Genomic DNA, 12110 nt, shown 5'->3' on the forward strand with positions numbered 1-12110 from the left:
CAATTCGATTTTTTTCGCAACACATCCACCTGCATCGTGAGTTCACCGATCTTAGCCCGAGCCTCCTGCAACTCTTTCTCCAGCTCCTGCTCCCTCGTAGAGGGTCCGGACTGAAGCCCAGCCCGTCCACCAGTCAGGAACGCTTCACGCCACCTGTAATACAGACTCTGGGCCACGCCATGCCGCCGACATACCTCGCTGATATTCGCACCGGGCATCATGCCCTCGAGCACGATGTTCATCTTCTCGTCCACTGTCCACTTACGTCCCGGCATCATAAACACCTCTACTTCATCTTAACCCATCCCTTCTGTCTGGGTTGACTCTGGGGCCAGTATAGCTAACATCCTGCGGAAATACGGTCACTACGTTGTCAGCCCGCATGATACGCAAGGAATTGTTACGGCGATAAAAGAGTGCATTACTACTCCGTCACTTTCGGTTAAACCGCCCGTGGAATTCACCACAAAGACTGTTGTGGGGCACTTGGTGGATATAATGAACAGATTAATTGATAGCAACCAGTAACGTGGCTTACGTGCGCTTGAGGGGTTAACCTACCCTTAACTGCAATATGTGTAGCACACGTGCTGCATATGAATATGCTGCAGCAATGCATAAACGAACTCCGCTTCTTTTTGCAAAATGAAGCTGCGGAATACAGGGATTTCTCCTTTTTGTCCCGTGCCGTCTCCCCGCCTGGATCAGGTATTTATTCTCGCTGGAGCAGGAGATTATTTTGGATTGCAGGAGATTGTTATCGGGCTACATCTTTTCTGACAAGGAGAGAACAACACTCCACATGCCCCGTCTGCGGAAACATGTCCACCGGTTGCACGTATGACACCTCGTATCCCGCGTCGGCGAGCATACGCAGGTCGCGTGCCAAGGTGACGTGGTTGCAGGATACATACACAATCTTCCGCGGTCGCGCGGACGCAAGACTGTGCAGCACGGCGGGATGGCAGCCTTTGCGGGGCGGATCGAGCAAGGCGATATCGTAGTGCGCACCCCCACGAATCTGTTCCGGCAACACCCGTTCCACTTCGCCTACGATGAACTCGACATTGTCCATCCCGTTGTGCTTCGCATTCTTTCGGGCATCGTGGACTGCTGCGGCAATGGTCTCAATGCCGACCACGCGTTGGGCTTTCGAGGCAAACATCAGAGATAGGGTTCCCGTGCCGCAGTAAGCGTCCAGTACGGTGTCCTCCGCTTGCACGTCGGCCGCGGCGAGCGCCTCTCGGTAGAGCACCTCCGCCTGCGCAGTGTTCACTTGAAAGAAGGAGCGCGGCGAGATCAGAAATTCCAGGGGCCCAATCCGCTCCACGAGGTGCGGGCTTCCTGCGAGAATGCGAACGTCCTTGCCCCACACCGGCCCGTGCGGACGCGGCTGCACGGTTTCGGCGACTGTGACCACGTGCGGAAGGTTCATCAATGCCCGCACCACATCCAGTGCCAGAACACCGGGCTGTCTCACACACAGAATCAACATCTGTTCCTGTGTGGCAAACGATTGGCGGACAATCAGATGATGAATCGGTTGCGCGACGTCGCCGAGCTTTGTGTTCAGCATCGACACCGCAGATTGGATGGTATCCTCCATCGCCTCGGGCTCAAGACGACAATGGTTGGTCTCCACCAAACGATGGCTGGACGGGCCGAAGAATCCCTGGCGCAAACGGTGAATGGCCGGATCAAACCGCAGAGGCACCTGCACCTGATTGCGGTACCGCCACGGCTCCGCCATGCCGAGCGTCGGACGAACCGGGACATCCAGTTTCGCCAGTCGGCGCAAGGCTTGCGTGACCATTTCGCGTTTGTGACGCAACTGCTCCGGATAGGACAGGTGCTGCAGCTGGCATCCGCCGCAGGCGCCGAACACCTGGCACTGCGGCACCGTCCGCTGTGCTGCGTCGACGCTTCGCCCCCCCACCAGTTGTGCGCGGGCGAAGCGCCGTTCGACGGCGGTAATCTCCACGAGTCCGCGCTCCCCCGGCAGCAAATCCGGAACGAACACCGTGAATCCGTGGATGGAAGCCACACCGTGCCCATCGTCGTTGAGGCGAAGTGCCTCCACCTCGTGCGTCTGCCCCAGTTGTACCGGTCGCTCCACCATCGTCGCTCCTCCATTGCAAAACCGGCCCAGGATTGGGCCGGTTGGTGTCCATCATCGCGTATCTGCCGTGTGCTGCCGGACAGATTACGCTTGAATCCGTTCGAGAATCAACTTGTTCACGACCGCGGGGTTGGCCTTGCCCTTGGTCGCCTTCATGACCTGGCCGACGAGTGCGCCAATCGCCTTCTCCTTGCCGGCGCGATAGTCTTCCACCGACTTGGGATTGTTCGCAATCGCCTCTTCCACAATGGCAATCAGCGCTCCCTCGTCGCTGATTTGCTCAAATCCCTGTTCGCGGATGACGGTGACCGCGTCCTTGCCGGTTTCGCACATGATCTTGAACACATCACGGCCTTGTTTGATGGAGATCTTGCCCGCCGTCACCTGCTGAATCAGGCCGGCCAACTGGGCCGGCGCCACAGGGAACGCGGACAGCGTCAAGCCGTTCGCGTTGGCGTAGCCGAGCACGTCGCTCATCACCCAGTTGCTGGCGGATTTCGGATCGATCCCGGCGTCAACCACCGCTTCGAAATACTGTGCAATCTCGATATCGCTCGTCAGCACCCCGGCGTCGTACGCGGGCAACTGCAGTTCATTCTGATATCGATCCCGCTTCTGCAACGGCAGCTCCGGCAGCGATTCGCGCACGCGCTGCAACCACGCGTCGTCCACACGCAGACGCACCAAGTCCGGTTCCGGGAAGTAGCGGTAATCGTGCGCCTCTTCTTTCGAGCGCATGGAGACGGTGGTCTGCGTAGCTTCGTCGAATCGGCGGGTCTCCTGCACCACGGTTCCGCCTTGGCTCAAAATCTGCGTCTGCCGCTCGACTTCATATTCCAACCCCTTCTGCACAAAGCGGAAGGAGTTGATGTTCTTCAACTCCGCCTTCTGCCCGAACTCCTTCTGTCCCACCGGACGAAGCGAAATGTTCGCGTCGCAGCGGAGCGAGCCTTCCTCCATGCGGCAGTCGGAGATGCCGCAGTACTGCATGATGGAACGGATGCCCTCCAGGTACAGGCGCGCCTCTTCCGGAGAACGGATGTCCGGTTCCGACACAATTTCAATCAGCGGCACACCGGTCCGGTTGTAATCCACGAGCGTATGACTCCCATCCGGCGCGTGCATCGACTTACCGGCGTCCTCCTCGAGGTGAACGCGAACGATGCCAATCCGTTTCCGCTCCCCGTTGACGTCGATTTCGATGTACCCATGCTCGCCGATGGGTTGGTCATACTGAGAAATTTGATACCCCTTCGGAAGATCGGGGTAGAAGTAGTTCTTCCGGTCAAATTTGCAGTCCTGGTTAATTTTGCAGTTCAACGCGGTGGCCGCTTTCAACGCCAGCTCCACGGCCTCCTGGTTGAGCACCGGCAGCGTCCCCGGATGCCCCAGGCAGACGGGGCACACGTTGGTGTTGGGCGGCGCCCCGAAGTCGGTTCGGCAACCGCAGAAAATCTTGCTCTTCGTCTTCAGCTCCACGTGCACTTCCAGCCCGATGACTGTTTCAAACGCCATTATCCATTCACCTCCGGAGCTGGCATCTCAAAGCCGCGCACCTGCTCGTAGGCATGCGCAGCGCGCAGGAGTGTACGTTCATCAAACGCCCGTCCCACCATCTGCAGGCCAATCGGCAAGCCGCTCTGAGTCAATCCGCATGGCACGCTGATACCCGGCAGGCCCGCCAAATTGGCGGGAATGGTGAACACGTCATTCAGATACATCTGAAGCGGGTTGTCCACCTTTTCTCCGAATCGGAACGCCGGAGTCGGCGCGGTGGGGGTGACAATCACGTCGCACTTCTCGAATGCTGCCTCGTAGTCCTGGCGGATAAGCGTGCGCATCTTCTGGGCGCGCAGATAGTACGCATCGTAGTATCCGGAGGACAGCGCATAGGTGCCAATCATGATTCGCCGCTTGACTTCTATGCCGAATCCTTCGCTGCGCGTCCGTTCGTACATTTCGAGCAGCGTCTCACCCGCCGCCCGCTTTCCGTAGCGCACTCCGTCGTAGCGCGCCAGATTTGACGACGCTTCCGCCGGCGCAATCAGATAGTAGGTGGCCACGGCGTACTGGCTGTGCGGCAATTGAATCTCCACCACTTCCGCGCCCGCCGCCTGCAACTTGGCGATGGCGCCATCGACCGCCGCCTTCACTTCCGGATCCACACCGGACATATCGAAATCCGTGACAACCCCGATGCGAAGTCCCTTGACGTCGCCCGTCAACGCGGCGGTGAAGTCTTCCGTCGGCTGCGGTGCGGACGTGGAATCGAGCGGATCGTGCCCGGAAATGGCCTGGAGGACGTACGCCGCGTCTTCCACCGTGCGCGTGAACGGGCCGATTTGATCCAGCGACGATGCGAACGCAATCAGCCCAAAGCGGGAAACGCGTCCATACGTTGGCTTGAGGCCAACCACGCCGCAGAACGACGCCGGTTGGCGAATGGAGCCGCCGGTGTCCGATCCGAGCGCAAACGGCACCATGCCGGCTGCCACGGCAGCAGCCGAGCCGCCGCTGGAACCGCCGGGCACATGATCCAGGTGATAGGGGTTCCGCGTCTTTTGAAATGCCGAGTTTTCTGTGGAAGAGCCCATGGCGAACTCGTCCATGTTCGTCTTGCCCACCAGCACACCGCCGGCAGCCGCCAGCTTGTTGGCGACGGTCGCCGAATAGGGCGGAATATAATTTTCCAAAATCCGACTTGCCGCTGTGGTCGGCATCCCCTCCGTGCACAGGTTGTCCTTCAGAGCGTACGGCACACCCAACAATCCGCCGCTTCCTTCGAGTGCCTGGGCACGTTGGCGCGCGCCCTCCGCATCCACATGCAGGAACGCCTGCACCTTGCCGTCCTTGTTCGCAATTTCCGCCAGGCTGGCCTCCACCCAATCCAGTGGAGAGGTTTCCTTCTTCTGCAACGACTCGAGAATGGCTTTCACACTATGTATGGTCATTGGCTTCAACCTTCCAATACCGCAGGTACGCGGACTTGTTCTCCATCAGAATCCGGGGCGTTGGCAAGCGCCTGCTCGCGCGTGAGTCCCGGGCGAGGCTCATCATCTCGAAGCGCGTTGTAGAGCGCAAACGGATGGCTGGTTGGGGGAACTTCGTCCAACGGGAGCGCCTGCAACTGTTCATTGTAGCCCATGATATCGTTCAACTGCGGCGCCAGCTTGGCGACGTCCTCGTCGCTCACCGCGAGGCGCGCCAGTTTGGCCACATGCCGAATGGTATCCTCAGTAATTTTCACACCATTCCCTCCTTGCCGATTCCAATGTGATGGTTATTTACACACGGCGCAAAACTCTTCGGGGATTATAGCATACGCAGGCCGATAAGCGCACGACGGTCAGTGCACGACGAGGAGCACGACAATCGATGCCAGGGAAAAACAGATGCCGAGCAGGTACAGGAAAGCAACCGTCTGCACCTGGCTGAGACCGGATTTCATCAGCAGGTGGAACGTATGGCCTTTGTCCGCCACGTAGATAGGACGGTTTTCCCGAAAACGCCGGATAATCACCCACATGGTGTCGAGAATTGGCACTCCGAGCGCCAGCACGGGCACGACCAGTGAGACCAGCGTGGCACTCTTGAACGCACCGCCGACTGCGATGGCGGCCAACACGTAGCCGAGGAAGGTGGCTCCCGCGTCACCCATGAAAATGCGCGCAGGATGGAAGTTATGGCGGAGAAATCCCAGGGCTGAACCCATCAGAATCACCGCCAGCACCGCCATATCGGGCTGGCCCTTGAGCAGCGCGATAAAAAACAGCGTCATGGCGGAAATGGCCGATAGTCCCGCCGCCAGACCATCGACCCCGTCCAGGAAATTCACCATGTTCGTCAATGCCACCACCCATAGGATGGTGGTCGTCAGAGACAGCCAGATTGGAAATGCGTAGTACACGTGGTGCAGCGGCAGCGTAATTCCGCCAATCTTCACGCCGAATAAAACGAGAATGACCGCCGCCACAATCTGCATCAGAAATTTCGGCCATGCCTTGAAATCCTTGCCCCGCGTCTTGTAGTAGTCGTCAATCACACCGATACCAAAAATGAGCAGACCGCCGACGGCAATTCCCCAGAACGTTTTGCCGCCGTCACCGAACACGCCGCCGGTGATGAGAAACCCTACGTACAACGGCAATCCCCCGAGCAGGGGAATGGGTTCCTTGTGAATCTTGCGAGGGTTCGGTTTGTCGACAAAGCCCAGCTTCATCGCAACCTGGCGAACGTAGGGAACGGTCGCGTAGACAAAAACAAAGGCCACAAGGAAGCTGAGCACGTAGTACCAACCTGCGTGCATACCCGAAACATCCTTCCTGATTGCACAGGATTTACAGAACCGTGCTACAGAGATTCAATGAATCCCTGTCGACTTCTGTCTGTATCCGTCAACTGCGGAATGCTTCCATCATTATAACAGTCGTCTCGGCTCCTGTGTCACGCCAGCCCCATGTATCTTTGTCAACCTTGTCACATACACATGGGAATGGGCGGACGCCCATCCGTCACAGTTTCCAGTTCGGAGGGGATGACGTTGACACAAAGCGAAATGATTCTGGCTTGTGTGGTTGCTGTTCCAGCCATTTTTGCGCTGGGACGGTTGTCCACGCGGGTGACGTGGTTCCACACCAAGACGGAAGAGAAGTACACGCTACCCGAGTTCGTTCGCGGACGGCAATAATTCGTCATTCGCTCCCAGAGCTTGGCCATCGCCAGGCTCCTGGGCCGCTGTGTGATGGGACGAGCGTGCGTCACGCTCAGTATGCCACGCCCGCCGATTTCAACGCATCCAGAAACATGGCCTCATCCCAAATTTCCAACTCTGGCTTTTGCCCCGAATCCCGCAATTGCTCCGCCTTGGTGAGTTTGCTCCCCGCTTTTTCCCCGGCCACCACCACATCCGTCTGCTTACTCACACTGCCTGTCACTTTGCCGCCGAGCTTCTCCACCCATTCGGAGGCCAGCTTTCTGTCCATGGTACTGAGCGTACCGGTGAGCACGAACGTCCGGCCCGCAAACGCGGAGGTCTGCGCCCCGCCGCTCTCCCAGGTTCCGCCAAGGTAGGTCATGTTGACGCCGAGCGCCCGGAGATCCACAACCAACTGTTGCGCAGCGGGCGTGGCGAAGTACGCGACGATGCTCTCGGCCATTTTCGGCCCAATGTCGCGCAGCTGCATCAGTTCCTCCACGCTGCTTCGCATCAGCGCATCCATGTCCTTCAATTCGCGGGCCAGGGTTTTCGCAGCCTTTTCGCCCACGTGGCGAATTCCAAGGCCGAACAACAGTCGCTCCAGCGAATTCTCTTTGCTCGCGGCGATGGACGACAGCAGATTGCTCGCCAGTTTCTCGCCCATCCTGTCCAGCGTCAGCAAATCGTCCTTGCGGAGTCGGTATAGGTCGGCCGCGTTCCGCACCAGCCCATGGTCCAGCAGTTGGGCAATCCACTGTTCACCGAGCCCCTCAATGTTCATCGCATCCCGAGAAACAAAGTGAATCAGGCTCTCGCGAATCAGCGCCGGGCAGGACGAATTCACGCATCGCCAGGCGGCCTCATCCGGCAGGCGAACCAGTGGCTCGCCACACTGCGGGCACACCTCAGGCATGGAAAACGGCTTCTCTTCTCCCGTGCGCTGCTCGTGCAGCGACCGCACCACCTCAGGGATGATGTCGCCGGCCTTCTGCACAATGATGGTGTCCCCGACGCGAATGTCTTTCTGACGAATGTAGTCCTCGTTGTGCAGAGAAGCGCGGCTCACGGTGGTCCCCGCCAGTTGCACGGGCTCAAACACCGCCGTCGGTGTGACCGCGCCGGTGCGGCCCACGCTCAGTACGATGTCCAAAAGCTTCGTCTCCGCCTGTTCAGCGGCGTACTTGTACGCAATGGCCCAGCGCGGGCTCTTTGCTGTGAACCCGAGCCGCTCCTGTGCAGCCAGACTGTCCACCTTAATCACCATGCCGTCCGTCGCGTAGGGCAAATCCCGGCGCTTCTCCGCCCACTCTTCCACAAACGCGATGGCCTCGTCGATGGTATCGCACACTTTTCGATTGGCGTTGACCGGAAAACCGAGGGACGCCATCCATTCCAGACATTCGGAATGACGCGTCAACCTTGTGCCATCCGTGTCCGCCAGCGCGTACACAAAAACGGATAATCCGCGCTGTGCGGCGATTTTCGGATTCAATTGACGAAGCGATCCCGCCGCCGCGTTGCGCGGATTCGCAAACAGCGGCTCGCCCACCGCCTCGCGCTCCGCATTCAGTCGCAGAAACGCGCGCTTCGGCATGTACGCTTCGCCTCGGACTTCCAAATTCAGCGGTTCCGGCAATTGCAGAGGCACTGTCCGAATGGTTCGGATGTTGGCCGTGATATCCTCGCCGACCTCCCCGTCGCCGCGCGTCGCGCCGCGCACGAGAAGTCCATTCTCATAGCGAAGACTTACCGCCAGTCCGTCAATTTTCAACTCGCACACGTACTGGACGGGCTCCCCCGCGAGTTCTCGCACGCGTCGGTCGAATTCCCGCAGTTCCTGCGGATTGTACGCGTTGCTGAGCGACAGCATCGGTATTTCGTGTTCCACCTTGGCGAATCCGCTCGCCACTTCTCCGCCCACGCGCTGGGTGGGCGAATCCGCCGTCACCAATTCCGGATACGCCTGCTCCAGCTCAATCAACTCGCGCATCAGCAGATCGTACTCGGCATCCGTAATCTCCGGCTCGTCCAGCACGTAGTACAGGTGGTTGTGCCGGAAAATTTGCGCCTTCAACTCCGACACACGGCGCTTTGCATCAGACAACGACATCATTCGGTTCCAAACATCCCTTCTGAAACAGGTCCACCATCGGGGCCTGGCCCTCCATCACGCTTTCATTTTGACAATCGGCGCGAACTTTGCCAACAGCTTCTTCACGCCAATCGGCGCGGGGAACGCGATGGTCAACTCCATGTCCTCGCCCTCTCCTTTGCGATCCACCACAGTTCCGACGCCCCACTTCCGATGCTCCACCTTGTCGCCCGGCGCATACGCCACACTGAGATCCGCTCCAAAGGAGGCCGGAACGTGAGACAGCCCCGTGCCTCCATGTCTGCCCGATGAATCCGGTCGCGGAGACCACATGGGACGCGCGGTCAACGATGGAGGCTGTTCCCGTTCGATGGCGTCTTCCGGCATTTCCGCGAGAAACCGTGAGGGTGCGGACTGGCGGAACTGGCCAAAAATCGTTCGAGCCGTGCAGGTGGTGACGTACAACTTTTGCTTCGCACGGGTAATCCCGACGTAGCACAGCCGCCGTTCCTCCTCCATCTCCGCCGGGGAATCGAGCGACCGGCTGTGCGGAAACAGCCCTTCTTCAAAGCCGGGCAGAAACACCACGGGAAACTCCAGGCCTTTGGCGCTGTGCAACGTCATCAGCACAACCTGGTTGTCCGCGCGAACATCGGCCTCCGGCCTGCCACCGTTCAGGTCCGTGTCCGCGACCAGCGCCACTTCCGCCAGGAAGGACGCCAGTCGCTCTCCCTCCTCGTCGGAGAATCGTTCGTCGAACTCGCGAGTCACCGAGAGGAATTCCTTCAGGTTCTCCACTCTGGCGTCAGCTTCCAGTGTCTTCTCGCGCTGCAGCGCCTCCAAATACCCTGTCCGTTCGTAAACCGCCTCCGTCAGTTCCGTCACGTTGAGGAATTCCCGCATGCGAATGAGCGGATCGAGCGTATTGAGAAAACTGGTCAGCGCCGCAACCGCTCGGCTCCCGAGCCCCGCGTCTCCCGCTCGTTCCAACGCCCGGTACAAAGACAGGCCGTAGTTGGCCGCAAACGTCCGCAGCTTGTCGAGCGTACCTGCGCCGATACCTCGCTTCGGCACGTTGATGACCCGTTCCAAACTGATGTCATCGTCCGGATTGAGCAGGAGCCGCAGGTATGAAAGAATGTCCTTGATTTCCTTCCGCTCATAGAATTTCAATCCGCCGAAAATCCGATACGGCACCGCCGCCTGCAGGAACGCTTCTTCAATCGCCCGCGATTGGGCGTTGGTGCGGTACAGAACCGCGCAGTCGTCAAACCGGCCGCCCTCCTGCACATGGCGCTGAATCTTCTCAACGATGTACCTGGCTTCCATTTTTTCATCGAATGCCTGGTACACCGTCGCCTTATCACCCTCGGGATTATCGGTCCACAGCGTCTTCTCCTTGCGCTCCACGTTGTTCTGGATGACGTGGTTGGCAATGTGGAGAATGGTTTTGGTGGAACGATAATTCTGCTCCAGGCGAATCACCTTCGCCTGCGGATAGTCCCGTTCAAATTGAAGGAAGTTCTGAATGTCCGCACCACGCCAACTGTAGATGGACTGATCCGAATCGCCCACCACACACACGTTCTGCCGCCCCTCCGCCAGCAGTTTCACCAGACGGTACTGTGCGTGATTGGTATCCTGGTACTCGTCCACGTGGATATAGTGGAATTTTCGATGGTAAAACGCCAGCACGTCCGGGTGCCGTTCAAACAACTGCACCGTCTTCATCAGCAGGTCGTCAAAGTCGAGCGCCTGATTGATTTTCAGCCGCCGTTCGTACTCCAGGTAGACGTCGCCAACCACCTTCTGCCAGGGGTTCCCGGCCATATCACGCACCCGCTCGGCGGAACGCAGCTCGTTCTTCGCCGCGCTGATGGCCGACTGGACGGCCCGCGCATCGTATCGTTTGGAATCGATGTTCAAGTCGGACAGGATGCGCTTGACCGTCGTGAGTTGATCCCCGTCGTCCAAAATGGTGAACCCGGAAGCGTATCCCAGCTTCTCGATGTCCCGCCGCAAGATTCGCACGCACATGGAGTGGAATGTCATCGCCCAGATGTCCGCAGCCGCGGGTCCGACGAGCCCCTCAATCCGTTCGCGCATCTCGCGCGCCGCTTTGTTGGTAAAGGTAATCGCCAGAATGCTCCAGGGAGGTACGCGACGGGCCGCCATCAACCAGGCGATTCTCCGCGTCAGCACGCTCGTCTTCCCGCTGCCGGCCCCGGCAATGATGAGCAACGGGCCATCCACCGTCTCCACGGCCTCGCGCTGCTGCGGATTCAGTCCCGCGACAATCCGTTCTGCATCGGGCGCCACAGAAAACACGTCCATTCCACCTTTCTGAATGTCCCCTCCATTATAGTACATATGTTCGGTTTTCAGAGCGCTCGAAACGATGAGCGGTGGAATTTCTCGAAGAAATCATTTCCATGAAAATGCGAGTTGACGCGCGTTGGCACGCGTGGTATATTACGTCTTGTCGATTTGACCCGCCGGAATGTAGCTCAGGTGGTAGAGCGCACGGTTCGGGACCGTGAGGCCGCAGGTTCGAGTCCTGTCATTCCGACCATACAGATTTGACGCGGTTTGTAAGCTGTCGTGAACCATGTGTTTACAGTCAGACACGTTTACACCCGGAGCAGACCACTTGTTCCCTGTGAAATCAACAGGAAGGAGTGGTCTTTTTGTTATTGAAATTTGCGGTTAAAGAGCGTGTCCGAAAAGCCGTTGATTTGGGGTGAATAGCAAAACGCACCTAACCGTAGAATTGGTAAAATTGTAGTTGACCAAAACAAACAATTTACCGGTTCTGGAGGTGCGTTTTCCATAGAATTGCAGTTGGACCTGCTTCCATATGCCGAGTATAGGTGCCTGGCCGGACGAAGAAACGGGTGCAGTCTTTCTTCGCCATGCAGGATATGTTTCATTTAATGGAGGCAAGGATCGCTCACATCCGGCAGACGCCATTGCCAAAAGATCACGTAGAGCGGATTATACAAATGTATACAGAGCAGACCGAGCAACTACAACTTGATATTGCCGTTTTGGACGGTTTCAATTGGACAGAAACCAAAACAAGGAAGTGTCATCAAGGGCAAGGGATTCGTATGCCCTTTTTAGCCTGTCTATCGTTACCGCTTGTGGATACCGACCACTCCACCTGGTTTCCAAGGAATGAATACCCATAAGAGGAAAGTGAA

At 58.2% G+C, this 12110-nt stretch carries 9 protein-coding genes and 1 tRNA gene; 2 read left to right on the forward strand and 8 right to left on the reverse strand.

The features are described from left to right. The 6 genes from G463_RS0115805 to G463_RS0115830 form a co-directional block, all read right to left on the reverse strand. Nucleotides 1-275: transposase (locus tag G463_RS0115805; RefSeq protein ID WP_026975940.1), on the reverse strand; the 275-nt coding region annotated here is incomplete at its 3' end. Between the two features lie 482 nt (nucleotides 276-757). Next, a complete protein-coding gene (gene rlmD / locus G463_RS0115810) occupies nucleotides 758-2119 on the reverse strand; it encodes a 23S rRNA (uracil(1939)-C(5))-methyltransferase RlmD (protein WP_026975932.1) in 1362 nt (453 codons plus the stop codon). A gap of 84 nt (nucleotides 2120-2203) precedes the next feature. Next, on the reverse strand, nucleotides 2204-3634 hold the full coding sequence (gene gatB, locus G463_RS0115815) for an Asp-tRNA(Asn)/Glu-tRNA(Gln) amidotransferase subunit GatB (protein ID WP_026975933.1): 1431 nt from the start codon (nucleotides 3632-3634) through the stop codon (nucleotides 2204-2206). Next, nucleotides 3634-5070, reverse strand: coding sequence for an Asp-tRNA(Asn)/Glu-tRNA(Gln) amidotransferase subunit GatA (gene gatA / locus G463_RS0115820; protein WP_026975934.1), 1437 nt, complete (start codon nucleotides 5068-5070; stop codon nucleotides 3634-3636). Before gatA ends, gatB begins: the two co-directional genes overlap by 1 nt. Nucleotides 5071-5075: 5 nt before the next feature. Next, nucleotides 5076-5366, reverse strand: a complete 291-nt coding sequence (gene gatC, locus G463_RS0115825; protein ID WP_026975935.1) for an Asp-tRNA(Asn)/Glu-tRNA(Gln) amidotransferase subunit GatC — start codon at nucleotides 5364-5366, stop codon at nucleotides 5076-5078. Nucleotides 5367-5465: 99 nt separating this feature from the next. After that, a complete protein-coding gene (locus G463_RS0115830) occupies nucleotides 5466-6425 on the reverse strand; it encodes an MraY family glycosyltransferase (RefSeq protein ID WP_026975936.1) in 960 nt (319 codons plus the stop codon). Between the two features lie 234 nt (nucleotides 6426-6659). Between G463_RS0115830 and G463_RS23005 the strand changes: the two genes are divergently transcribed. Beyond that, nucleotides 6660-6806: a hypothetical protein gene (locus tag G463_RS23005; RefSeq protein ID WP_156900262.1), complete on the forward strand. Its 147-nt coding sequence runs from the start codon at nucleotides 6660-6662 to the stop codon at nucleotides 6804-6806. A gap of 76 nt (nucleotides 6807-6882) precedes the next feature. On the opposite strand, the gene ligA is transcribed toward G463_RS23005, so the two are convergent. Beyond that, complete coding sequence (gene ligA, locus G463_RS0115840) at nucleotides 6883-8925, reverse strand: NAD-dependent DNA ligase LigA (protein ID WP_026975937.1); 2043 nt, start codon at nucleotides 8923-8925, stop codon at nucleotides 6883-6885. Nucleotides 8926-8982: 57 nt separating this feature from the next. Beyond that, complete coding sequence (pcrA, locus tag G463_RS0115845) at nucleotides 8983-11235, reverse strand: DNA helicase PcrA (RefSeq protein WP_026975938.1); 2253 nt, start codon at nucleotides 11233-11235, stop codon at nucleotides 8983-8985. A 168-nt stretch (nucleotides 11236-11403) separates the two neighbouring features. Between pcrA and G463_RS0115850 the strand changes: the two genes are divergently transcribed. Next, a tRNA-Pro gene (locus G463_RS0115850) sits at nucleotides 11404-11479 on the forward strand. Nucleotides 11480-12110: the final 631 nt, after the last annotated feature.

The organism is Alicyclobacillus contaminans DSM 17975 (genome assembly GCF_000429525.1).
GTDB lineage: Bacteria > Bacillota > Bacilli > Alicyclobacillales > Alicyclobacillaceae > Alicyclobacillus_A > Alicyclobacillus_A contaminans.